Source organism: Acinetobacter sp. Root1280, from assembly GCF_001425285.1.
In the GTDB taxonomy this organism is placed as follows: Bacteria; Pseudomonadota; Gammaproteobacteria; order Pseudomonadales; family Moraxellaceae; genus Acinetobacter; species Acinetobacter guillouiae.
Map to the genome: position 1 here is coordinate 674,200 of NZ_LMED01000001.1, position 25,658 is coordinate 699,857.

At 37.9% G+C, this 25,658-nt stretch carries 23 protein-coding genes and 1 other RNA gene; 5 read left to right on the plus strand and 19 right to left on the minus strand.

The window, feature by feature from the left end; genetic code table 11:
* Positions 1–176: 176 nt before the first annotated feature.
* From ASC84_RS03220 to ASC84_RS03230, 3 genes are all read right to left on the minus strand, one after another.
* Complete coding sequence (locus ASC84_RS03220) at positions 177–905, minus strand: histidine phosphatase family protein (RefSeq protein ID WP_004719762.1); 729 nt, start codon at positions 903–905, stop codon at positions 177–179.
* A gap of 108 nt (positions 906–1,013) precedes the next feature.
* Positions 1,014–1,865 (minus strand): 3'(2'),5'-bisphosphate nucleotidase CysQ, encoded by an 852-nt coding sequence (locus ASC84_RS03225; RefSeq protein WP_056511679.1) that lies wholly within the window; start codon positions 1,863–1,865, stop codon positions 1,014–1,016.
* A 304-nt stretch (positions 1,866–2,169) separates the two neighbouring features.
* The gene (locus tag ASC84_RS03230) at positions 2,170–2,382 is read right to left on the minus strand and encodes a hypothetical protein (protein ID WP_004821998.1); all 213 of its coding nucleotides are present in this window, start codon (positions 2,380–2,382) and stop codon (positions 2,170–2,172) included.
* A 234-nt stretch (positions 2,383–2,616) separates the two neighbouring features.
* On the opposite strand from ASC84_RS03230, the gene ASC84_RS03235 reads away from it, so the two are divergent.
* From ASC84_RS03235 to recA, 3 genes are all read left to right on the plus strand, one after another.
* Positions 2,617–3,336: an HAD-IA family hydrolase gene (locus ASC84_RS03235; protein WP_056511683.1), complete on the plus strand. Its 720-nt coding sequence runs from the start codon at positions 2,617–2,619 to the stop codon at positions 3,334–3,336.
* Entirely contained in the window at positions 3,320–3,760 is a 441-nt protein-coding gene (locus ASC84_RS03240) for an RNA-binding S4 domain-containing protein (protein ID WP_056511686.1), read from the plus strand. Before ASC84_RS03235 ends, ASC84_RS03240 begins: the two co-directional genes overlap by 17 nt.
* 159 nt (positions 3,761–3,919) lie before the next feature.
* A complete protein-coding gene (recA, locus tag ASC84_RS03245; RefSeq protein WP_004719755.1) occupies positions 3,920–4,963 on the plus strand; it encodes a recombinase RecA in 1,044 nt (347 codons plus the stop codon).
* 242 nt (positions 4,964–5,205) lie between these two features.
* On the opposite strand, the gene ASC84_RS03250 is transcribed toward recA, so the two are convergent.
* The 3 genes from ASC84_RS03250 to ASC84_RS03260 all read right to left on the minus strand — a co-directional run bounded on the left by ASC84_RS03250 (position 5,206) and on the right by ASC84_RS03260 (position 9,832).
* Positions 5,206–7,725 carry a PEP/pyruvate-binding domain-containing protein gene (locus ASC84_RS03250; protein ID WP_081409308.1) on the minus strand — a complete coding sequence of 840 codons (2,520 nt, stop codon included), beginning with the start codon at positions 7,723–7,725 and terminating at the stop codon, positions 5,206–5,208.
* A gap of 127 nt (positions 7,726–7,852) precedes the next feature.
* Entirely contained in the window at positions 7,853–8,689 is an 837-nt protein-coding gene (locus ASC84_RS03255) for a phosphatase PAP2 family protein (protein ID WP_056511690.1), read from the minus strand.
* A gap of 36 nt (positions 8,690–8,725) precedes the next feature.
* Positions 8,726–9,832: a hypothetical protein gene (locus ASC84_RS03260; RefSeq protein WP_056511691.1), complete on the minus strand. Its 1,107-nt coding sequence runs from the start codon at positions 9,830–9,832 to the stop codon at positions 8,726–8,728.
* Positions 9,833–10,315: 483 nt separating this feature from the next.
* Here ASC84_RS03260 and ASC84_RS03265 point away from each other — a divergent pair, with 483 nt between their 5' ends.
* Positions 10,316–10,942: a regulatory protein RecX gene (locus ASC84_RS03265; RefSeq protein WP_056511694.1), complete on the plus strand. Its 627-nt coding sequence runs from the start codon at positions 10,316–10,318 to the stop codon at positions 10,940–10,942.
* Between the two features lie 383 nt (positions 10,943–11,325).
* Here the strand turns inward: ASC84_RS03265 and ffs are convergent.
* An RNA gene (gene ffs / locus ASC84_RS22110) (signal recognition particle sRNA small type) lies at positions 11,326–11,422 on the minus strand.
* An 822-nt stretch (positions 11,423–12,244) separates the two neighbouring features.
* Here ffs and ASC84_RS03270 point away from each other — a divergent pair.
* Positions 12,245–13,099: a YbgF trimerization domain-containing protein gene (locus ASC84_RS03270; protein WP_056511697.1), complete on the plus strand. Its 855-nt coding sequence runs from the start codon at positions 12,245–12,247 to the stop codon at positions 13,097–13,099.
* 71 nt (positions 13,100–13,170) lie between these two features.
* On the opposite strand, the gene lpxA is transcribed toward ASC84_RS03270, so the two are convergent.
* From lpxA to rimO, 12 genes are all read right to left on the minus strand, one after another.
* Positions 13,171–13,959, minus strand: coding sequence for an acyl-ACP--UDP-N-acetylglucosamine O-acyltransferase (lpxA, locus tag ASC84_RS03275; RefSeq protein WP_004719746.1), 789 nt, complete (start codon positions 13,957–13,959; stop codon positions 13,171–13,173).
* Entirely contained in the window at positions 13,956–14,441 is a 486-nt protein-coding gene (gene fabZ / locus ASC84_RS03280) for a 3-hydroxyacyl-ACP dehydratase FabZ (RefSeq protein ID WP_004719745.1), read from the minus strand. Before fabZ ends, lpxA begins: the two co-directional genes overlap by 4 nt.
* A gap of 2 nt (positions 14,442–14,443) precedes the next feature.
* Complete coding sequence (gene lpxD, locus ASC84_RS03285) at positions 14,444–15,514, minus strand: UDP-3-O-(3-hydroxymyristoyl)glucosamine N-acyltransferase (protein ID WP_056511700.1); 1,071 nt, start codon at positions 15,512–15,514, stop codon at positions 14,444–14,446.
* Positions 15,515–15,517: 3 nt separating this feature from the next.
* The gene (locus ASC84_RS03290) at positions 15,518–16,003 is read right to left on the minus strand and encodes an OmpH family outer membrane protein (protein ID WP_004719741.1); all 486 of its coding nucleotides are present in this window, start codon (positions 16,001–16,003) and stop codon (positions 15,518–15,520) included.
* Positions 16,004–16,046: 43 nt separating this feature from the next.
* Positions 16,047–18,575: an outer membrane protein assembly factor BamA gene (gene bamA / locus ASC84_RS03295; protein ID WP_056511703.1), complete on the minus strand. Its 2,529-nt coding sequence runs from the start codon at positions 18,573–18,575 to the stop codon at positions 16,047–16,049.
* Positions 18,576–18,611: 36 nt separating this feature from the next.
* Complete coding sequence (gene rseP, locus ASC84_RS03300; RefSeq protein ID WP_056511704.1) at positions 18,612–19,967, minus strand: RIP metalloprotease RseP; 1,356 nt, start codon at positions 19,965–19,967, stop codon at positions 18,612–18,614.
* A 2-nt stretch (positions 19,968–19,969) separates the two neighbouring features.
* Complete coding sequence (ispC, locus tag ASC84_RS03305; RefSeq protein WP_004719735.1) at positions 19,970–21,166, minus strand: 1-deoxy-D-xylulose-5-phosphate reductoisomerase; 1,197 nt, start codon at positions 21,164–21,166, stop codon at positions 19,970–19,972.
* Positions 21,167–21,991: a phosphatidate cytidylyltransferase gene (locus ASC84_RS03310; protein ID WP_004719733.1), complete on the minus strand. Its 825-nt coding sequence runs from the start codon at positions 21,989–21,991 to the stop codon at positions 21,167–21,169.
* The gene (uppS, locus tag ASC84_RS03315; protein ID WP_056511707.1) at positions 21,991–22,743 is read right to left on the minus strand and encodes a polyprenyl diphosphate synthase; all 753 of its coding nucleotides are present in this window, start codon (positions 22,741–22,743) and stop codon (positions 21,991–21,993) included. The genes ASC84_RS03310 and uppS overlap by 1 nt, the downstream gene beginning before the upstream one ends.
* A 7-nt stretch (positions 22,744–22,750) precedes the next feature.
* Positions 22,751–23,305 (minus strand): ribosome recycling factor, encoded by a 555-nt coding sequence (frr, locus tag ASC84_RS03320; protein ID WP_056511709.1) that lies wholly within the window; start codon positions 23,303–23,305, stop codon positions 22,751–22,753.
* Between the two features lie 125 nt (positions 23,306–23,430).
* Positions 23,431–24,159 (minus strand): UMP kinase, encoded by a 729-nt coding sequence (gene pyrH / locus ASC84_RS03325; RefSeq protein WP_004719725.1) that lies wholly within the window; start codon positions 24,157–24,159, stop codon positions 23,431–23,433.
* A gap of 65 nt (positions 24,160–24,224) precedes the next feature.
* Positions 24,225–25,568 carry a 30S ribosomal protein S12 methylthiotransferase RimO gene (rimO, locus tag ASC84_RS03330; protein ID WP_004719723.1) on the minus strand — a complete coding sequence of 448 codons (1,344 nt, stop codon included), beginning with the start codon at positions 25,566–25,568 and terminating at the stop codon, positions 24,225–24,227.
* Positions 25,569–25,658 lie beyond the last annotated feature (90 nt).

Consider the following 25,658-nt stretch of genomic DNA (forward strand, 5'->3'; position numbering starts at 1 on the left):
TTTATCGGCACCGTGGTGCTATCGCGTGGCGACAAGGATGTCGCCCATTGTGTGTGGGTATGCGGGGGATACAGATTTAGTAGCACAAGATGAGGCATCGCCTACACAAAGGGAGAAGGAGCTTTCAATATCAATATGATTCGCTCAACATAATTATTTTTTAATTTAAAAAGCAACTATTGCTGAAACTCTCGTATCGACAATTCACCACGTTCGCCTCGCCAAATCCATTTTAAATGACTATCTGCAAAACGCTCGCCTTCAAACCAAACAAATAGGCCTTCCATCATCTCTGGCCAGTCACTTTGACTGATTTCAGTACGTTTTGAAATCACCGCAATAATCGCAGCAAGAATCGTATCGTGGCTCACAGCCAAACTAATACCGTTGTTTAGCGTAGGATGTGTTTCATAGATTAATTCAAGCACATCCACCACACCCGTAATCGGATGTTTCATACCAGGTAAGGCATTATTTACAAAACTATTGATAAAACCTAAAGCACCTTGTGCTCTAAAATAGGGAGCAGCCTGTTTAATATCCAGCACAAAGCTTCCCGGCTCAACCAATAAGCCCTTTTCTACAATTTCAATATGATGGGTATTGGGATAAGGAGAAATTCCGTCAGCGCCTTGAATCATCAAAGCTGCGGTATCGACACAACGCTGAATGGGGCTTGAAATACAGTGTTGGATCACACGATCCGTATTTTCAATCAAATAACAACCCCAAGCTTGCGCTAGATCACGACCTTGGGAAGTTAATTGCAGATCATAACCTGCCAGCCCCTGCCCATTCACAACCTCACGAATTGAATGACGCGTGAATAAGGTTACAGGTGTTTTCGCATCGGGCAATAAATCTATTGCTTTTAGCATACTGTTCGGCAATAAATCTAAGGCCATATCAACTTAAAACTCATTTTTATACAAGCTTACTATAACATATGCAGCCAAGCGCTCAATCTAATCTAAAAATGTTAAATTATCTATAAAATGCATATGTATATCAGATTAAAATCTCACATTGCTTAATGCTTCTAAAGCAATTTCTTTATTTTCGACATTCCGAAATGCGATAAACCCATCATTTAACACCGTATCACGTTGATTATAGGTAAATGGTACCGCAGCTAAACTCAGTAATCCGCCACCAATACTTTCCAATAATCCTTGTCCTGCACTGGTATCCCACTCAGAGGTAGGATGAAATCTTGGATAAATATCAATTTCGCCTTCAAGCATCATACAAAACTTATAGGCACTGCCCGCCTCGCGTCTAATGACAGGCGACTCTTGTTCAATATAATCAATATATTGCTGATACTTTGGATTTTTACTGCTATGGCTTAGTCCAATTTGAATTGCATCTTCCTCTACAGCTTTAAACTTGCAATAACGTTCCCAAGTACGGTGAATAAAGCAATATTTATAAGGCAATTCTGTTAAATATCCCAAATACATCACTTGCTCTGTCGGTACAGCAATGATTGAAAATATGGTTTGGTGGTTGTGAATTAGACTTAAATTAATCGTAAATTCATCACGTTCATGAATAAATTCTTTAGTTCCATCCAAAGGATCCAGCATCCAACAGATATTCCATGTATGTCGTTGAGAGTAATCGCTCTCTTCTGATAGCACTGGAATTTCAGGGGTGATTTTCGCCAATTGTTCAATTAAATAGGCATTCACTTTTAAGTCAGCTTGGGTAACAGGTGACTGATCATCCTTTTTATCAATATTAAACGCATTTCCAGCACAATAATTTTGGTATTCCTCGAGCAAGATCTGACTTGCAGATGCCAAAACTGGAACTAATTTTAAAATTTGTTCATCTTGTGGTGCTTGAGTGGTAATAAACATTGATCCGACCTGTAGGATGTCTGATTTTTGTCCACAAGCCTACCATTTTTTTATGTTGAGTGCATGAAAACAATAGCTTTTAACTAATAAATATCCTGAGATTAGATATGCTTTTTGAACACTATATAGACTTCTAAATTTTCATTTGATTTAGATTAGTCCAAGTCTATTCAACCTATTTAAAATTTTATCCAATGAAATCCATTTTAATATGGATGATTTAACCAATAACATATTGTTTTCATTAATTGTATTTATATAATTCCTCACAACTTTAAAATTCAAACTTCAGATGCTTTGAATTTTAATCGTTGTTTTGTTCATGAATATTTTTTAAATCGGGTCTATGTTCATATATATTTTTTTGCAGTTCAAAAATATGACTGAGCGCTTTTCCGATAAGCAAAATATTTTCCCTATTTTCCAATTCTGGTGCTTCTTGGATTTTTCCTGAAATATTATCTAATAGCATCGCTGCTTGATGTAATTCAGAATTTATCGTATCTAATACGTTCATTTAAGTCTCATTTATATCGTTTGGATCTAAGTGTTATAGCATTTAGATCTAGCGCTTTAAATTGTAATATATGTAGTTGGATCAAATTTTGAGAGCATAGCTAAGCGATTAGTGATAAGTAAAAGAAATCCGCAAATGGTGAGTTTTCCTGCTCATCATCTCACATTTATTTTATTAAAATTTACACGTTCATAGAGTCTTTGTTAAACTTTAAAAAACTTTGGAGTTCCTTGAATGCAAAAACCGATCATCTTTTTTGACATGGACGGCACACTCCTTGATTTAGCTTTTGATGATATGATCTGGAACACAAAACTCCCTGAACGGCATGCAGAAACCCATCAATGTAGTTTAGAGCACAGTCAAAACATTCTAAATGCATTTTATCAACAACATAATCATACCCTCTGCTGGTATTCTTCAAAATACTGGTCTGAAAAAGTTGGGGTTGATGTCCTACAGTTACAATATGATTTTAAAGATAAAATCACCCCAAGAACGGGCTGTTTTGAATTATTAAAACAATTAAAAGTACAAGGTTATCGTTGTTGGTTACTGACCAATGCAGATTGTGCTGGCTTAAAACTTAAACTTGAAAATGTTGATCTCAGCCCTTATTTTGAAGTAATGATCAGTAGTGAAGAAATTGGCTATTCCAAAGAGTTTATTGAGTTTTGGCAAATCCTGCAGCAAAAGCATCCATTTGACCCACAAAATGCATGTTTTGTGGATGACACCATCCCAGTATTAAAAGGTGCTGAAAAGTTTGGTATAGCACACTTAATCACGATTACTCAACCTTCCAGTGGTCGTGCTGCGCGTCATCACTTAGAATTGGAATACCCTGCAATCAATCATTTAACTGAGCTTTTACCTTTACTGAAAAAAGTAGCGTTAGCAAATTTACAGTCAACAGATTTAGAACATAAGGATGTCGATGTCAAAACAGCCTGAGAAACAACAACTTGAAACAATGCGTGTAGACAAATGGCTTTGGGCTGCACGTTTTTTTAAAACACGCTCTATTGCCAAAGATGCAATCGAGGGTGGTAAAGTTCATCATAATAATGAACGTGTTAAAGTCTCAAAAGAGATTCGTGTTGGAATGGAGCTCACCATACAACAAGGTTTTGATCGTAAAACGGTAGTGATTAAAGCACTCTCTGCTGTTCGTGGCGGCGCACCGATTGCCCAACAACTTTATGAAGAAACTGAGGTGAGTGTGGCACGTAGAGAGTTGATTTCATCCCAAAGAAAATTGCATAATCTAGCGCGCCCTGATCATCGACCAAGTAAAAAAGATCGACGACAAATTAGCAAATTTAAACAAGAAAATGATCAACAATTTGACCAATCTTGGTCCTATGATGATGACTGAATTCGTTTAGGTTGGGTACGACATCTTATGTCGTACTAATGTTTTTTAATATAGAACCATTTTTTATTTTCTGTCACTATTACTGCCGTGGACGAAAGATCAAATTTAATGACATCCACTTAAGATATTAGTGATATTACATCGTTTGAGGTTTACGAGATGGATGATAACAAAAGCAAGGCACTGAATGCGGCACTGAGCCAAATTGAGAAACAATTTGGTAAAAACACAGTGATGCGCTTAGGTGATAACACTGTTCAAGCGGTTGAAGCGGTCTCTACAGGCTCTTTAACACTTGATATTGCATTGGGTATTGGGGGCTTACCAAAAGGTCGTATCGTTGAAATTTACGGTCCTGAATCTTCTGGTAAAACGACAATGACGCTACAAGCCATTGCACAATGCCAAAAAGCAGGTGGAACATGTGCCTTTATTGATGCGGAACATGCTTTAGATCCACAATATGCACGTAAACTTGGGGTAGATATAGACAACCTTTTAGTTTCACAGCCAGATAATGGTGAGCAAGCACTTGAAATCGCAGATATGTTGGTTCGTTCAGGTGCAGTCGATATGATCGTTGTCGATTCGGTAGCAGCGTTAACCCCTAAAGCCGAAATTGAAGGCGAAATGGGTGACTCTCACATGGGTCTACAAGCACGTTTGATGAGCCAAGCTTTACGTAAAATCACAGGTAATGCCAAGCGTTCAAACTGTATGGTTATCTTCATTAACCAGATTCGTATGAAAATTGGGGTGATGTTTGGTAGCCCTGAAACCACAACTGGTGGTAACGCATTGAAGTTCTATGCTTCTGTACGTTTAGATATTCGTCGTATTGGACAAGTTAAAGAAGGCGATGAAATTGTAGGTTCTGAAACCAAAGTCAAAGTTGTGAAAAACAAAATGGCGCCTCCTTTCCGTGAAGCACTTTTCCAAATTATGTATGGTAAAGGTGTAAATCACTTAGGTGAATTGGTTGATCTTGCAGTTGGACAAGAACTTGTACAAAAAGCAGGTGCTTGGTACTCATATCAAGGCGACAAAATCGGTCAAGGTAAAAACAATGTCATTCGACATTTAGAGGAAAACCCTCAATTGGCTCAAGAACTTGATCGTATGATTCGTGAAAAGCTTTTGACTACTGCCAATGCTGCACCAGCAGAAGAGAAAGAAGAAGAGCCTGACTTTTTAGATGTGTAATCCACATATTTAAAGCTCAACAAAAAGCACCTCATGGTGCTTTTTTTATATCGCATCATAAACTCTAATAGATCTTATTTGATGAACCAAAATATGATCATTTAGAATCAATCATATTGATATTGAAAGTCCCTTCTCCCCTCGGGAGAAGGTTAGGATGAGGGGGTGGTTATGTTGATCTATGATTTAAAAAAGGACCTATCAAAGATAGCCTAATCAATGCCCTTTAAATCCAGATGATTCTATTCCTCTAAAATCACCATACCTGTTTGACCATCAATTTTGACTCGATCGCCATTTTTTAACCAACTACATGCGCCATGAATACTCATTACCGCAGGAATACCCAATTCACGCGCTGTTACAGCACCATGTGATAATGGACCACCACTTTCAGTAATAACACCTTTGGCTTGATAAAATAAAGGAGTCCACGCTGGATTAGTCGTTTTCGCCACCAATATGGCATTTTGTGGAAAATGAATAAACTGATTTGGGTCTGTAATGACATATACCTCGCCTTCGGTTTGTCCTGAACTTCCGCCTAAACCTTTACGAACATTGCCCCCTTGTTGCATGAAATCATTATTTTCACCATAAACCCATTCAGCTGTTTTTTGTTGAGCATCGAGATATTGTGCTTTTTGTGTGATAGCAATGTTACGTATTTGGCTAAAATCTTTATCTTCAATTGCTTGTTGTAAACTCTCAGGCGGAATAAAGAACACATCCCATGCATCATCCAAAGCACCATAATTTACAAGACGAATACCAATTTCATGGGCTGCTTTACGGAAAGGAATCGTTAAACGTGTTGTATGATAATGCTCAATATCATCCAAAGCAGTATAAGTACGAACTAAACGAATCAATTCTTGTAAAAAGAATCTAAACGTTTCAGGTACAGCTTTTAATAAAGCCAATTCAGTTGCAAGCATGCTGTCACGCTTTTGCCAATAGGTTGCTTTATGATGATCCTCATCCTGTTTTGCCATCATCTGAATTTGTGCAAAGACAATATGCGGTACTTCCACCCATGTTGGTTGATAAGCATCAAAATCAACTTCACGATGTCCGTGTTGTGTAAGGAACTGATTAAATAGCTGCTGAATTTTTGGATAATCTTGCAAGGCAAGTTCTAAGCTCTGCACATCATTAAAAGCAGTGGTAGATAATGCTGGATATTCACGTAACTGGCGTGAAATTTGCCACATCGCCTGATTGACTATACCTGTCTTGGTTTCAGTATTTGAAATCAATAAATCAAAAATATGCTGTGCATTGTCTCCTTCAAACTGCACCAGCACTGCACGTAAAGTCTGATAAAGTAAATTTTGAGTCAATGAAATTGCAATATTCGGTAAGAAGTATTCTGTGCCTAATTTATTAATTTGTTGAAGTAAATCCCAACACTCTTCTATGGATTTATATTGATAATCGATATGATTAAAACGTCCAATTGCCAATAAATAAGAATCTAAATCATTCATCCAGCGAGTGGGTAACTCACTGATCCAAGTAAATTGCCATAAACCACCAGATTCAATAAATTGAGCAAATTTTTCAGGCGTATTTAATGCTGCGATCGGCATACGTCCCGCATAGACACGGACTGCATTTTGATTGCCATAGACATAATTATCTTTCACCACAAACCATTTATCATGAAATGGTGGTAGTCCCATCAAGCGAAATGAATAATTCAATGAGGTATGAAAGCCTGTCTCACATAACTGCCAAGTTAGAGGGGTAACAGGATTTGGAAAACGTTCTGCAGACTCATCTCGCGTCCATTTGGGTGCAAAACGTGTTACAGGTCGTGACTGTAAAATATAAAGTGTATCACCTTCAAAAGCCCATTCAATATCCTGTGGAAATGTTGCGAATTGCTCTGCTTGTCTCGCCAGCGCTGCAACTCGCTTTGCATGTTCAGGGCTTAAAGAACGTTGATTTTGTTGTTCAACTGATAATAAAACTGTAGTAGATTGGCCTAATTGCCGAACCAACGCATGTGACTTTGTCGCAATAAACTCAGTACTGATTTGACCCTCACGATCCACTCTAAACTCATCAACTTCTGACTCTCCTGCCACCACGGTTTCACCTAAACCAAAAGCAGAATTAATCAAAACATGTTCTATATTTTCACCTACAGGATCTATAGAAAATGCCACACCTGCTGCATCATTAACCTGAACATTCACCATCTTCTGTACAACTACAGCCATACTAATCGTGTCATCAGCTATTCCTAGACGCTCACGATAGACAATCACTTCACTATTCCACAACGACAACCAGCATTGTAAAACCGCTTGCTGTAAGCGATCAATTCCATGGACATTTAAAATCGTGTCGTGTAAACCTGCGAAAGCAGCACCTGGCAAATCTTCTGCACTGCCCGATGAACGAACGGCAAAAAAGGTATCCGTCAAACGGCTTTGTAAATCAATAAGACTTTCTATTAAAGCTTGAGGCAATATTTGTTTTGCTAATAATTCACGTACAGCGCTACTTTTTTCCTGTGCAGAATGTGTATCAACGAGGATGTGTTGAATATCTTGTTTAAAAGGGCTAAACCATTCTGTATACACTGACGCGGGAATAATATAAGCCTCTGGTACAGGCAAACCCGCTTGCTGACAGCGAATTAATCCCGCACCTTTGCCTCCGACTTGGGTAACATCAATATCTTCAAATTGTTGTAATGGCAGCAAGATTGTTTGCTGTTCTCGCTGATGTTCCGCTATGGTATTATTCATTTTAAAGCACCCTTATAAATTTTAACTTTTGTTCATCATGTTCTGGTTATATAAAAAATTTAAATTCAATCAAAAATGATCACGTTTCAATTTACTTTAAATTAACATCCCCCTCCACTACTGCAATTCATACCGTATACACCGTTTGATTGAGCCATTTTTGACTAAGTTTCAGTACAATTATGGCTAAAATAATGCCAAATATGACATCTATACCATAGTGATAACGTAATAAAATAGTTGCAAAGATGGTTCCAAGAATAATCGGAGATAGAATCAAACTGATCTTTTTAAAACCTGTTTGGTGTAAATAGCCAACGATAAAAATTGAAATTGCAGTATGTAAACTTGGAAAAACATCCATTCCTGTCACCCCCTGATTTACACTTTTAGTCACCATCTGTGTAATCGAGCCACCACCGCCAATTTGCGGCGCAACTGTAAATGCTGGTCCGCTTGCAGGAAATAAAATATAACCAACAAAACCAATACTATAGAGCAAAATAATTGAGTTAAAAAATACCTGACCTGCTATAGACTGTCTTTTAACGGTATATAAAATGACACTCCCCAATACAAGAAAATAAAAGAAAAAATAGCAAGATGAAATGATATCTGCGAGCACTGGATAACTTTCATAATGAAAATAATCAACAAGGATTTTTCCGAAAAAAATATGCTGATCGATATTATGTAATAAAGCATCGGCAGACCATGGCAGTACAAATTTTGAGATGAGCGTCATGAGTGGAAATACTCCCCACGACAGTAAAAAAAGTAATAGTCCATACCAAGGCCAATTTAACTTTTTGAAATGTAAATAGACACTCACTAACCACAATACACTCACAATAGAAAACAGAGCTAAACTTTGATATTGTGCTGAACGGATCATACCGACTGCAGCCAATGAAATTAATATGAATAAAATTATTAAATATGCCGCTGAGATTGTTTTTTTCATTTATTTTCCTTGTGGTTAAAATATATTTATTGGATTTTAATCAATCGTATCTTTATTTAAGCATCTCGTCGTTAATGCAATAGGTTCTGGTTCTGGGTAAAAATACCAACCAATCCAGCCTAGTAGCATGATTATGATGCTATAAACAGGCACAATAAATAATCCAACTATCCATAGAATACAGGTCAAAATTGAGCCATAAAAACCACCCAACAATCTAAAAAAAGTGAGATTATTACGACCATCTGAACCTTTTTGTGCCAGTAGTGCAAAGAGAACAGTTGGGAAAAAGCCAATAAAAAATAAAATTTTAATCATAGGATTTAGAATTTTTCTTGTAGGATTTAGCGACTTTTTGATTTCAAGGTTTATAGCCGAGTTAACGGATAGATCATTATGTTTTGCTTTTGACTGCAACGCTAAAAATAATTCCCCATAATCCTGCGTTTGATATTGTTGTGATTCTAACTGTATGGATGGTTCGAGATATTTAATGTGATTCCAAGCCATTGCCTGAATCTGATTAAACTGTTGAACATTTTCGCAATTTACAGATACATCATTTAACCGTTCAGACATTTCCAAAAAAATACCATCAACTGTGCTTTCCTGTGGCATAAATGCTGAGCCAAAAACAATACTCACTTGACTACAAAATCCATCAGGCTTGGTATAAAATACGCCCATACATTGCACAACAAAATCAATTTGATTGAGCTTAAGCTGCTTTACAATACGTGCCATACCTTCTTTATAAGCTTCAGGTTTTTCTCGCCACTCACTCGAACCCTCTGGCATAATACATAATGAACCACCTGAACTTAGCTGTTGAATTGCAAGCTGTATAGGCGAAGCAACTGAATCATGTGAAATTTTATATCGCTGAGTATCTTGTGGACGCACCACAGCAATCCCATCAAAGATGAGTCTTAGAAACCATTTTCGTAACATTTGAATGGAAATTAATGAAGGGGTTTTATCAATTGCCCATGTGTAGACCTGCCCATCAGTTGCACCATTACGATGACTTGCGATATATAGAGTCGGCTTTGAAGCACGTTCTCCAATCACATGGATCTTGGAAAAATAAAATCCAGTGATTAAGCGAGCTAAACCGACATGCCAAACTGAAAGTTTTTTCAAGCTATTTTCCTTTAATACAGTCTAAACTTGCTCATCAATTTTTCTAAGTACTTCTAAAGCAAGAACATTTTTATTTATTTATAAATCGATTAAAAAAACATCCTAGCAACAGCATAACGATTCTGCAATCACTGTTTATTACTTTAGATTGTCAATTTTCTGTCTTTTAGCTTATAAATCATAGCGAATTACTTAAAAATTTACCCCCTCGTTACCTTCGTCCTAAATCAATTCGAATCATTGATCAAATAGAAACGGATAGTATCGGTAAGCCAGTTTAGGCGTTATTAAGCTTCGACATGAAGCGCTTTAAATAAAAATCTAAACCCTGGTATCTGCTTATCTTCCCCTCTTATACTGGTTTAGATTCTTTGCTATTTAGGCGGAGGAAAATTCATCCGTATAGGATTTGCACTGTTAAAAAAATGAATTAAAGCTAAACTAGCGTTTATCTCTGAAATAAATAGATTGTTATCAATAGCTATGAGCCAAGCAAAATTTCCCAAATTGTTAGATTACCAAAAACTCAAACAGCAATTTGGTGAACAAGAAACAACAGCGTATCAGCATTCTACATCTCAACCTGCAGAACCTGAGTCTGGCATTGCAAATGATGAACACGCCTTTAATGCGGAGCAGGATCTTGCACCCAAACCACAGGGCTTAACAGGTACACGTTTGCGTTCTTATGCTTTTGCGGTGTTGACTCGAAAAGAATATTCCAAAGCTGATCTGATTGAAAAGCTGATGACCTATGCGCAAAGCCGTGAGGAAGTTTTAATTTTGGTTGATGAGTTGTCAGCGAATAACTACCAAAGTGACCAACGTGTCGCGGAAATGACTGTGCGTAGCCAAGTCCGTAGAGGTAAGGGCCCGAATCGAATCAAACTGGCTTTACGTGCCAAACAACTGGATAAATCCTTAGTACAAGAGGATATTGCAGAAATTGATTGGTATGAACAAGCCTATCAATTGAAAGTTAAAAAATATGGTACAGAGGTCAGCAAAGATCCAAAAATTAAAGCCAAACAAATTCGCTTTTTACAATATCGTGGTTTTGAAATGGATGCGATTATGAAAGCAATTTCAAAAAAACCAAGTGATGATTGATGATGGCTAGTCGATACAATTCAAGATCAACTTTTCATTAATAGGTAGGGTTAGAATCTTAGGTTGAAAATCTATTGATAGAATTCCCTACGCACTTTTGATTTCTTATAAATTCTAAGCAGATCCAATATTTTTTAGCACTGTACAAGCTATCATTACATTCATCGATAAAACTATACGCGTATTTTCAATATAAGCTCAGTAAGGGTGATAGATTTTTAGTCACGACTAAAAATGATAGTTGAATTAAATCAGATGGTCTAAAGATTGAGAATATAAAATTTTCAGAAATTAAATAGCAAAGATGTTTTTAAAATGCAGGATATAAATCGAATAGATATATTGAGTTATTATTATTGGTAGATTTAGAAATCTGGTGGCAGCCCTACTAGCAAAATCTCGGCACATCGTATTTCTGATACCGTTGCTACCTTCCGGTCCTGGCGGGGTTTTCAGAGTACAATTGCGAAACCACCAGCAGGGCTACCATTGCAAGAACAGAGTATAGAGATTTTTAATTTTCTTTCAAGCCTAACATTGTGATTTTCTCAAGTTATTCATTCGTTTGCTTATTTCATCATCAATATGGTTAATTTTTAACAGTAATTCTAACTTTTATAGTCAAACCACCTAATTATTCATACAAGTGATTTGCATCAAATCATAGATCACAAATGAAATGAAGCTTATGCTTTTGTGTGAACTTTTAGAAACTGTTAGTTATCAATTCATTTTTTGTACTTTTGAATCCTAGATGGTGATTCTATCGTAGGGCGACATGAATGTCGCCGTTGGGCGGGGCTACAGGACGTACCCCTCACCCAACATGAGCAAAAACAAAGCACTGCTTTGTTTGCAGCGCAAGGTTTGACATCCCCTACGAAAAGTGAGGCATCGCCTACGCAAAGCTATTTAAACTTTGAATGTAAGGTGCGGCATTGTTAGCTTTTTCATAATCAAACAATTGATTTAATTAAAAATATTAATTAAGAAAAATTATATTCTTGTGCCTGAGTTTTTTAACAGGTTGACTATAGTTTCAATAGCTCTTTAAACTTATCAAGCATCAGAAAATATACGACTGAAATTTATATCAGCGCCACTTCATCTATTAAAGGCATCATTTCATAGATTGTAGGCGTTAAAATACAAAAAAGCTTCATATTGCATTAGAATTAGCTGAAGATTGTAAAAGCATCTTGCAATTCCGTCCCTAGCCGTTTTTAATGATAACAATTATTGATTTTCAAATAGCCCATATCAGTCTATTTGAGAAATTTTGACTTTGATGGATTTTAAATTATGCTAAAAAAGCATGCCCTGTTTTCTATTGCCTTACTCAGTTCAGCATCTTTATATGCAATCCCTATAGAATCTCGTGGATTAAGTGATACTGCATCATCTCGAAATGATGTAGCGAATTCACCAGCACCCATTGCTGGAAATATGAATTGGGATTTAATACAAAAGAATCAACAATTAGAAAATCAAATTCGTGAATTACGTGGCAAGATTGAAGAACAAGATCATGCCATTGATCAACTAAACAAAGAACTCACCAACCGCTATACCGATTTAGATCAGCGTCTTGAACTGCTCAATCAGAAACTTGAACCTGAAAGCAATCAACCAGAACAAGCACCTGCTGAAAATGCACCTGTCGATAGTTCAGCCACAACCGATCAAACAACCACTGCAAGCAAAGCTACAACGAATAGCCCGGCACCAGCAGCAGCTCAAAATTCAGCAACACCGACCAACAGTAGCAACAATACCAGTGATCCTGTTGCACTGGAAAAAGCAGCTTATACCATTGCTTTAGATGCCTATAAAAAAGGCGGTGCAAAACAAGCCATCGCCCCTATGCAAAACTTTATTAAAAACTATCCAAACAGCATTTATACTGGAAATGCTTATTTTTGGTTAGCTGAGTTTCAATTGGCAATTGATCCACCAAATTACAATGAAGCCAAGAAAAACTATGAAATCGTGGCAGCTAAATTTCCAAACTCGTCTAAAGCACCGCGTGCTTTATACCAACTTTATAGTATTGCCAAAGATGTCAACAAGAACACACAAACTGCAAATGTCTATAAAAGCAAACTGTTAAGCACCTATCCTAAATCAGAAGAAGCAGGTTTTTTCAAAAAAGGTTAATCCGCTTATTCACAATTTAAACCATAAAAAAATGCCTCAATAGAGGCATTTTTTTATGGAATCTTTAACAATTAACGCACGATACCGCGCTTAGATTCTAATACTGAATCAATCAATAACTGGACTTCTTCAACTTCTGGAAGGATCTCTTGACGAATTTTTTCAATGGCTTGCTCAGTGGTTAAATTCTCTTTATAGATCAATTTAAACGACTCTCTTAAGCCTTGAATCACATTCTTAGACCAGCCTTTACGACGCATCCCTTCAACATTCATACCATAAGCATGCGCAGGATTACCTGAAACCATGACATAAGCAGGAACATCTTTAAGAATCAGTGATGCACCACCAATCATACTATAAGAATCAATCTTACAGAATTGATGGATACCTGAATTCCCGCCCACAATGACGAAATCGCCAATGTGAACATGGCCAGCGATACCGACATTATTTGCAAAAATATTGTTATTTCCAATCAAACAATCATGTGCAATATGCGTATTCACCATCAATAGGTTATTGCTTCCTATTTTGGTTAGGCCTCGATCTTGAACAGTGCCACGGTGTAAGCTGCAATGTTCACGGATTTTATTGTTGTCGCCAATTTCTAACCAAGTTTCTTCACCTTGATATTTTAAATCTTGACAAATTTCACCTACACTTGCGAATTGGAAAATATCGTTATTTTCACCAATACGTGTATAGCCTCCAATCACAACATGTGAGTGAAGTTTGGTACCAGCACCAATCGTCACTTGCGGACCAATAATACAATATGGTCCAATTTGGACATCTGGTGCTATCACTGCAGAAGAGTCAATAATAGCGGTTGGGTGGATTAAGTCGTTATTGCTCATGCCTGCTCTAATTTCTGATGAGAAATGATAATTTCAGCGGTTGCTGCTACCACGCCGTCAACACTGGCAGTACATAAATACTTGTAAATGCCACGTTTTTGCATGAGTAATTCAGATTTTAGCACGAGTTGGTCGCCTGGTACGACTTGTTTTTTAAATCGTATTTTTTCAGCACCAGCGAATAAGAACAAAGAGCCTGGTCTTGGTTTTTCATTATTCATGATAAAACCGAGCACACCAGAAACTTGTGCCATCGCCTCAACGATCAAAACACCCGGCATAATTGGATAGCCTGGGAAATGACCCTGCATAAATTCTTCATTAATTGAAACGTTTTTGTATCCTACAATCCCATTCTCTGTAACTTCAGTTACACGATCGACAAGCAAAAATGGATAACGATGTGGCAAATACTCACGAATCGTTTGGGTTTGCATTGGTAATTCAGGAACCGTAAAAGGTAGAGATTTAGACTCAGTCATAATTATTTACGCGACTTTAAAGTTGATTCAATGGACTCAATTTGAGCCTGCATATGATCTATTTGTTTCACCAGTTTGGTCAATGGCACATCTGCTAATTGTCTTAAGCGCACAACCGTCCTTTTCCAATGATTTGTTTCAAATTGTCCAGTACCTGAAGAATAAGAACCTGCCTCAGAAATACTTTTTGTGACTATTGACATTCCAGTAATTGTGACATTATCCGTGATTTTTATATGCCCTACGATACCAACAGCACCTGCAAGAACACAGTTTTTGCCAATAATCGTACTGCCTGCAATACCACACTTGGCTGCGATGGCAGTATTCTCGCCAATCTGCACGTTATGAGCGATTTGCACAAGGTTATCAATAATGACACCATCATGAATGATTGTATCGTCCAAAGCACCACGATCAATACTACAATTTGAGCCTATACGCACATCATTTCCGATACGTACAGAACCCAATTGAGCTATACGATTCCACTTTCCTTGATAAGGTGCAAAACCGAAGCCCTCTCCACCAATTGCAGTATTGGAATGAATCCGAACACGATCTGCGATTTTTGTTTGGCCTGTAATGGTCACATGAGAATCAACAAAACCATCTTTGCCAATTTCAACACCATCATCAATTTTGCTATGCGATTGGATAATTGTATTTGCACCGACGACACAATCATCACCAATCACAACATAATGACCAATATAAGCATCATCTGCAATAATTGCTGAAGGAGAAATTTGCGCAGTACTTTCAATACCACGTTTGCTTACTTTAACTTCAAACTGATGGGTTAAAATTGCAAAGGCAAGATAGGGATTGCGGACAACAATAAAATTTTGGCAATTTGTAAGCTGTTCTTTTAACTCTGCCGTGACGATCAAAGCGCCGGCTTTAGAGTTTTGAGCTTCATTCAAATATTTGTCGTTATTTACAAAAGAAATATGATTAGATTGCGCATGTTCTAAACTTGCAAGCCCATCTAAAACAAAATTGGGTTGACCAATTAGCTCACCTTGTACAAGCTGAGCTAATTCATCGAGATGAAAACGATTTGATTTCATTGATTATTTAATTGCATTAACCTTTTGGATCATTTTAGCAGTTAAATCACTCTTTGCGTCATAAGCAAGTGCTGAATTTTTATTCAAAACAAAGTCTAATCCACCTTCTTGGCGCAATTGTTCAGCAACTTGCTTTACACGAGCCTCAAAAGTTGCATTAGTGTTTTGAATTGTACTTTGTACTTTAGCCTGAACACCTTGCTGAATCGTTTGGAATTCATTCACTTTTGCTTGGTATTGCGCATTAATTTGTTGAACATTTGCACCTTGAGCCTGTGCTTTTTGTTTCAATGCTTCAATATCTTTAGTGATTTGTTCAAGCTTCGTGGTTTGCGGCTTAACCGATTGTTCTAAACTTGCATTCTGTTGCTTTAAGTAGGTGCTACTTTCTACAACTTTTTCTAGGTCAACCACACCAAAACCAGCGGCTTGAACCAATCCAGCAAAACCCAAACCTAAGCCCATAATGGCCATTTTCATTGTTTTCATCATTGTTCCTTATATTAAGTTAAATCTCGTAAAAAGATCGTACTTAGAAAGTACGACCAATCTCGAATTGAATATTTTTAGTTTCATCACCTGGTTTGTCATTCAATGGGAATGCATAACTCAACGAAAGTGGGCCAATCATGGTAATCCATGTAAAGCCTACACCCACGCTATAGCGCATGTTACCAAAGTCAAAATCATTATTGTCTTTACAGTACTGTTTCGCATTAATTGGTGTTTTTGAACCATCTAGATAAAGATCACCAGTCGCTGTACTACAGTCTGTATCAAAGACTTGTGCACCTTCAGCAAAAATCACAGGACGAATCTGACGCGCCCAATCACCCTTGAATGGAACAGGTAAGGCCAATTCTGTACCAAATTGTATTAAAGCATTACCACCGACTTCTTCTGGATCATAATCTTTGGTTTTTCTTTCGTTATAGGTCACACCAGGATATTTTGGACCTAGTGTACTGTTGTCATAACCACGAACCGAACCAAAACCACCCGCATAGAAGTTCTTATAGAATGGTAAATCATTACCATAACCCAACTTACCGTAGCCACGTAATACGAAATCACGACCTAATGGGAAATAAGTTTGTGCATCGTAAGTAACTTTTTGATATTCAACATCACTACCTGGTAATGCGATTTCAGCATTAACACGATGCGATGTACCATTGGTAGGGAAAATTGGACGGTTCAGTGTATTATATGACCAACCCAAGTTTAAATTATAAGTTAAGAACTTACCCTCAAACTCAGAATCAAATGTTGTTAAATCTTTGAGCTTTCCAGTAGCATCGACACATGAAAGTTCATCTGGTTTATCTTTATCAAGTGCTTTCCACTCACCATCACAATATGTACTTGTGCCAATAGCCTTACCCCCATGTGCTTTTAAATAGTCACGCACATAAGTTGAAACATAAGCACCGGTGGTTACTTTAGTTTGGTCAACGTTTAGACCCGCACTAATATTTTGATTTTCATCAATTGGATAACCAAATGTAACACCACCACCGATACTGTCCGTCACATAGTTGTTAACGTTATAATCATCATTTAACTTGGTCTTACGGTAGTACATGTTATAACCGCGGCTGACACCATCAATGGTAAAGTATGGGTCAGTCACACTTAAGTTATAATAATCTTGGGTTTCTGAACGAGACAAATCGATAGCAACACGATTACCTGTCCCCATAAAGTTGGTTTGACTTAAACCCGCTTGGAATGTGATACCACCATTCTGAGAGTAACCCACTGCCAATGTACTGGTACCAGAATGCTGTTCTTCAACATCAATATTCAAGTCCATTTGATCTGGCAAGTTCGGTACGCGAACAGGTTTAACATCAACTTTACTAAAGAAACCAGTACGTTCTAAACGAACTTTAGACAAGTCAATTTTTTCGTTACTTGCTAAAGCACCTTCCATTTGGCGCATTTCACGACGTAATACTTCATCCGCAGTTTTAGTATTACCGGTAAAGTTAATACGACGCACAGTCACTTGTTGACCAGGATTAATATAGTAATTTAAGTCAACAATATGGGTTTCATTATTGATTTCAGGGACTACATTTACTTCTGCATAGTAGTAACCTGCATTACCATATTTACGGAGTAGTAACTGCTTTACAGCATTGACTTTTTCTTGAGAATACGTTGTGCCATCTTTATAGATTTGCAGTGCTTTTAAATCTTCAGTTTTATAAAGGGCATCGCCTAAAAATTTAGATTCGCCAAATTTAAATTGCTCGCCTTCATTGACTGAAACTTCAATAAAGATATGTTTTTTATCTTCACTAAGATTTAAATTTGAACTGTTAATATCAAAATTGATATAACCTTTATTGAGATATAGCGCACGCAATGATTCTAGACTTGCTGACATTTTTTCACGTGCATAACGGTCATTTCGAGAAATAACAGATAACCAGCCACTTTCTTTTACCGCAAACGCCTGTTTAATGTCGTCTTCTTTAAATACGGTATTACCAATAATATTGATATCAAAAACCTTTGCAGGCTTACCTTCATTAAAATTGATATTCAATTCAACGCGGTTATTTGGTTGAGCAACTTGTTCAACTTTAATATCTGCATCATAACGGCCTTGTTGAGCATATTGCTGCTCTAACTCAGTTTCTAAAGTTTGTAAGGCAGATTTTTTAAGCACTTCGCCTTCGGCCAAGCCCATTTTCTTTAAACCATCCGCCAAAGCTTCTTTCGGAATTAGTTTATTGCCTTTAAAATTAATTTTTGAAATTACTGGACGTTCAATCACTTTAAACACCAAGACACCGTCTTGGTTCGATGCTTGTATATCATCAAAAAGATTTGAAGCATATAAAGCACGAATTGAATCCGCAATTGCAGGATCATTGACACGGTCACCACTATTTATTGGTAAAAGTGCAAGAACATTTTGTTGCGTTAAACGAACCAAGCCATCCACACGGATATCACGTGCAATGAACTCATCTGCCGCTTGTACTTGCTGTACAGCTGCCATCGCACTAACGAGCGCTAATGGCATAAATAAATGTGAGTGCTGCATGCCTATTATTTTCCAGTAAGTTAATCCACAATTGCGTTATAAACGCATAAAATCATTAAATATTGCAAGAAGCATCATGCTACCAAGCAGTACCATACCAATTTTCAACCCAACCAATTGTATTTGTTCAGAAACAGGCTTACCACGAATTGCTTCAATAATGTAATAAACCAAATGACCGCCATCTAACATCGGGATAGGCAATAAATTTAAAATCCCCAAACTCACACTCATCAAAGCCATAAATGAAATGAATGTCTGCCACCCCATTTCAGCACTTTGACCGGCGACTTTTGCAATAGTAATTGGACCTGATAAATTATCTAAGCCAATTAAACCACGCACCATCTTCACCATCGAATTCAAAATCATTGCTGAAAGTTGCCCGGTCTTTTCAACAGCAACAACAAAAGCTTCAGCAGGATTATATTGAATTGTTTGTTTATATTCAGTAGGAATTGTCAGTTTATCAGTCTGTGCTTGCACACCCAACATACCTGTTACATTTCCCATATTGTCACGTTTACCTTGCGGCATTACTTGTAAATGTACAATCTGCCCTTGGCGCAACACATCAACTTTAAGTAATTTTTCAGGTGATTTTTGTACCACATCCACCACATCAAACCAATCTTTCATTTTCACCTGATTGATTGAAATGATTTGATCACCTTCTTTCATCCCTTGACGAATCGCAGCGCCATCACTACTTAACTTATAAACAGTTGCAGGAATCTGTGGACGATATGGGGTAAAACCTAGCACATCAAATGGTGACTGACTTTGGTCTTTTAAGAAATTCTTGATCGGTAAAGCAAAACTCTGCGGCTGACCATTGCGCTCAACTTGAACATCGATATGACCTGTTTCACCAACACGATCAACAATGGCATAGTTGAGTTTTTCCCAAGTGCTGACATCTGTTCCATCTACAGCAACAATTTTATCGCCAATCTGCATTTGAGCTGTTGCAGCAGGTGTATTGGGTAGAATTACACCAACACGAGTATTTAATTGCTCTTGTGCAGGAAGAAATAGAATCCAAAATAGGACTATTGCAAAAATCAAATTGATCAATGGACCTGCAGCAACAATCGCAATACGCTTCCATGGGGCCTGACGGTTAAATGCAAACGGTAAATCTTCAGCACTAACATTCCCCTCACGCTCATCCAACATTTTGACATAACCACCCAGTGGTAATGCTGAAAGTTGATATTGGATGCCTGATTTTTTCGATGTCCACTTCAACAAAGTTGGACCAAAACCAATCGAATAGACCAGTACTCTTACACCGAGTTTACGTGCAACCCAATAATGTCCAAATTCATGAATCGCAATCAGGGGACCAAGTAAGAATATGGCAGCAACAATGATAAATAGAACACTCATGATCAGCTTCCCAATTGTGTAATGCGTTGTGAAGCAACTTGGCGCGCAAGTTGATCTGTCTGCAAAATCGTGTCAATCGAATCTGCCAAACCATTTTGAACGTGATTTAAGGTATGTTCAACCACTTGTGAAATTTCTAAAAATGCAATTTTTTGCTGTAAAAAAGCACTCACAGCAATTTCATTGGCAGCATTGAGAATAGACGGTGCCAATCCACCCGCCTGCATAGCATTTCGAGCCAGTTTAAGCGATGGAAAACGCGTAATATCTGGCGCTTGAAAATCGAGTTGTGAATGGACAAATAAATCCAGAGGCGGGACATGAGTTTGAATCCGCTCAGGCCATGCAAGTGCATGCGCAATCGGCGTACACATATCAGGATTACCCATTTGAGCCAAAGTTGAACCATCCACATATTGAACCATTGAATGAATGATACTTTGTGGATGAACAACAACTGTAACAAATTGTTCTTTAATTGAAAATAAATGACATGCTTCGATCAATTCTAAACCTTTATTCATCAGGGTTGCAGAATCTACCGAGATTTTTTGTCCCATCGACCAATTTGGATGTTTACAGGCTTGTGCAGGTGTTACGGTTTTTAATTGTTCTAAACTAAAATTTAAAAATGGGCCGCCTGAAGCAGTCAACAAAACTTGCTTGACCCCCAATTGAGGCTCACCATTGGATTGAATCTGTAAATAATTTTGAGGAAGACATTGAAAAATAGCATTATGTTCAGAGTCGACAGGCAGTAACAAAGCATGATGATCTTTAGCTGCTTGAAGCATAATATCGCCAGACATCACCAAGGCTTCTTTGTTGGCAAGTAAAACGCGCTTACCTGCTTTCACTGCGGCTAAAGTAGGCAACAATCCTGCTGCACCAACAATTGCTGCCATCACTACATCTACATCAGGATGTTCCGATACGGTGATAAGCCCTGCTTCATCTGTGAGGATTTCGATATCAAAAATATGATGTATAGCAAGTAGCTGTTGTAACTCATCTACTTTATCCGATGGTACAACAACACATTTCGGTCGATATTGTTTGCATATTTCACTGAGTTCTTTGATTCGACTAAATCCAGTCACTGCAAAAACTGAATACTGGTCCGAATGCTGTTGTAAAATTTTTAAAGTACTGCGCCCAATAGAACCTGTAACACCTAATATACAAACAGATTGTGACATCTATAAATCTACACCAATAAGTTTTAAAACATACATGCCAGCTGCAAAAAACGGAGCCGCAGCAAGCAATGAATCTATACGATCAAGCACCCCACCATGTCCTGGAAGGATACGACCTGAGTCTTTAATTCCTGCACGACGTTTAATCATAGATTCAAACAAGTCGCCAAGCACAGAGCTAAACACAGTCACAATAGACAAAACTAGGAAAAGAATATGTTGTGGAAGCGTTAAATGTAGATAAATCGATTGAACCACAATGATCACAATCGCAACAGTGACAATCCCACCAATTAAGCCTTCGATTGATTTGTTTGGACTCACATCTGGCGCAAGTTTACGCTTACCAAATTTACGCCCAACAAAATATGCACCACTGTCCGCGCCCCAAACCAACAGGAACAGATACATCAACCACCAAGGTGAGCTTTTCCAAACTTCAAAAATAGCGGTAACTGCTGCACTGATTAAGACCAAGCCAACAATATTTAAAGTGATATTGTACCAGCCATCATATTCAGGATAATGTTTTACCCAGTACAGACTACACAACCAAGTGAGAATAGAGGCACTCCAAAGAATAAGCGCCAAATCATTAAAATATAATGCTAACCCTGAAAAAAAAGCGGTCAATACACCGAATCCAGCAGCTTTTATTTTCTTCACATGGTCAGATTCATGTGGCATGAGTTTAAACCACTCATAACCTGCTGCCCCAGCTGCGATAATCATTAACACTAACATTGGATATTGAGATTTTGTTGCAAACATACAACTCAGTACAACTGCCACCAATACCAATGCGGTTATAATCCGCTCTAACATTATAAATTCTCTATATGTTCTTGTTGAATTTGTTCAGAGGTTTTTCCGAAACGTCTTTCACGCCCTGAAAAAATATTGAACGCATGATCCAACTCTTGCACTGTAAATTCTGGCCATAATGTCTCAGTAAAATATAACTCAGCGTATGCAGCCTGCCACAGTAAGAAATTAGACAGTCGGTAATCACCGCCTGTACGAATCAATAAATCCACGGGTGGCAAATCCCCCAAACTTATTTGTTGTGCAAATAACTCAGTATTGATTTGATTCACATCAATTTGTTGATCTTTAACCTGTTGCGCAAGTTTACGTGCAGTATCTGTGATATCCCACATACCACCATAGCTAATTGCAATTGTTAAAGTCATATTACTGAACTTAGCAGTCCTTTGTTCAGCATGCAACATTAATTCACGTAGCTCTGGAGAAAGCCGACTACGATCACCAATAAATCTCAACGAAATTTCGAATTTTTCCATCCGTGGAATTTGCTCATGAATTGTGTCTTCCAACAATTTCATTAACAAATCAACTTCATACTGTGGTCGATTCCAGTTTTCACTTGAAAAAGCAAACACAGTAAGCGCCTGAACGCCAACTTTACGACAATGCTCTACAATCGGATCAAGGACATTTTTACCTTCACGGTGTCCGTCACCTTTTTGCAGTTGTTTCTTTTTTGCAAAACGATTGTTGCCATCCATGATGATGGCAACATGTTTTGGAAGATGGTTGTCTTCAGATGTGGTCATTTAAATCTTAGACCTTCATCAATTCAGCTTCTTTCGCAGCAAGACGTCTGTCCACTTCAGCAACAAATTTATCGGTGATTTTTTGGATATCATCGCCTGCACGACGCTCATCATCTTCAGAAATTTCTTTATCTTTTAATAATGATTTGATATCACCTAAAACATCACGACGAATATTACGAATCGCAACTTTGGCATTTTCTGCTTCATTACGTGCAACTTTCTGCATATCTTTACGTGTTTCTTCTGTCAAAGCTGCCATTGGTACACGAATCGCATCAGCAGTTACTGGGTTTAAGCCCAAATCTGATTCACGGATTGCTTTATCAATTGCAGAAACCATTGAACGTTCAAATGGTTGCACCAACAAAGTACGTGAATCTTCAACACCCACGTTAGCCACTTGGTTTAACGGCACGTCAGAACCATAGTAAGGAACCATAACTCCATTTAGGATCGATGGATGCGCACGACCTGTACGAACCTTTGCAAAACCATGTTCCAAAGACTCCAATGACTTATTCATACGGTCTTCTGCGTCTTTTTTAAGATCGTTAATCATATGATCTTCCTTACTTATTTATCTAAATGTGTATGGGGTCTAGTGACATTTCATAAACAGGCGAAGTGTCAATACACCCTAATCTAAAATTGCAGTAGTATAAAGAGCTTTACTACCCACGTACATTAGTTTGTAACGTGAGTGCCCTCTTTTTCGCCCATTACCACAGAAAGCAAAGCACCAGACTTGTTCATATCAAATACTTGAAGTGGCACATTGTGATCGCGGCATAAGCAAATTGCAGTTAAATCCATGACACCAAGTTTCTCATCTAAAACTTCATCAAAACTTAAATGGTCATATTTAACAGCATCATCATATTTGCTTGGGTCTTTATTGTAGACACCATCAACTTTAGTGGCTTTTAAAATAAGGTTTGCTTCAATTTCAATACCACGTAAGCATGCTGCTGTATCCGTTGTAAAGAACGGATTACCTGTTCCAGCAACAAATACGCACACTTCACCTTGAGTTAAGTGGCGAATTGCATCACGGCTTGAATATGCTTCAACTACTGCACCAATTGGCAATGCTGACATTAAACGCGTTTTGATGTTACGGCGAACCAAAGCATCACGTAATGCCAAACCATTCATTACCGTAGCAAGCATACCCATTTGATCACCCGTTACACGGCCAACCAAACCATCTTTTTGTAATTGACTACCACGGTATAAGTTACCACCACCCACCACGATACCCACTTGCACACCCAAACCAACCAAGTGAGCAATAGATAAAGACATTTGATCTAAGACTTGGGCATCAATCCCCATGTCTTTATTACCCGCAAGCGCTTCACCCGAAAGTTTCAGCAAAATTCGCTCATAGCGTGGCTTTTTAGAATCTAACATCACAAAACTCCAATACTTATATCTACAATTTTATTCGTATTTAATCAAATCGAAATCGGCAACACTTAAGCTGATTTAACGCGAATCAACTTGGCAAACAAATCGTATTCATCTGCATCTGTAATTTCGACTTCAAGTAAATCACCAGCTTTAATCACTGACTTATCAATATCTTCAACAAAAACATTACCATCAATCTCAGGTGCATCTGCATAAGAGCGTGCAACTGCGACTGGGAATTCTTCTTCAAGATCATCCACTAAAACAGTCATAGTTTGACCAATACGACTTTGCAGTTTTTCAGCAGAAATTGCTTGTTGAACTTCCATAAAACGTTCATAGCGTTGTTGCTTAATTTCTTCAGGAACATGATCAGGCAAATCGTTGGCTGTTGCGCCTTCTACAGGTGAGTAGGTAAAGCAACCCACACGATCAAGTTTCGCCTCTTGTAACCAGTCCAATAACATTTGAAAATCTTCTTCAGTTTCACCAGGGAAACCCACGACAAATGTTGAACGAATAACCAATTCAGGACATTTTTCACGCCATAATTTTAGACGTTCCAAGGTATTTTCACTATGAGCTGGTCGCTTCATCAATTTTAAGATGCGCGGACTGGCGTGTTGAAAAGGAATGTCTAAATATGGAAGAATTTTACCCTGTGCCATTAAGTCAATCACCGCATCCACATGTGGATATGGATAAACATAATGTAATCGCACCCAAATCCCTAACTGACCGAGTGCTTCGCACATGTCATAGAATTTGGTTTTAACAGGCTGACCATTCCAGAAATCCAGCTTATATTTGGTATCTACACCATAAGCGGAGGTGTCTTGAGAAATCACCAAGACCTCTTTTACACCCGCTTTCTTTAACGCCTGTGCTTCATTTAATACAGAGCCAACAGGACGTGACACAAGATCACCACGCATGCTTGGAATAATGCAGAATGTGCAACGATGGTTACAGCCTTCTGATATTTTTAAATAAGCATAATGTTTAGGTGTTAAACGAATACCTTGTTCAGGTACAAGATCTACAAAAGGATTGTGTTTTGGTGGTTCTGGAACATACTGATGGACTGCTTCCATCACATCTTGATACGCCGCCGCACCTGTCACTTTTAAGACATTTGGATGCATCTGGCGAATTTTATCTTCATCTTTACCCAAACAGCCTGTGACAATCACACGACCATTGGCGCTCATGGCTTCACCAATTGCGTCTAAAGACTCTTGTACTGCAGATTCAATAAAACCACAGGTGTTCACAACAACTAAATCAGCACCTTCATAATCTGATGCAACATCATAACCTTCAGTCTTTAACTGCGTTAAAATGCGTTCAGAATCTACCAATGCCTTAGGACAACCTAAAGATACAAAACCGACTTTGGGGGACTTCATGAATCTGCGCTCCACTATAATCCGCGTATTGTATGACTTTTCAAAAGATAAAAACAGGTGGAAACTGCACTCTTTGTATAATGCACCAAA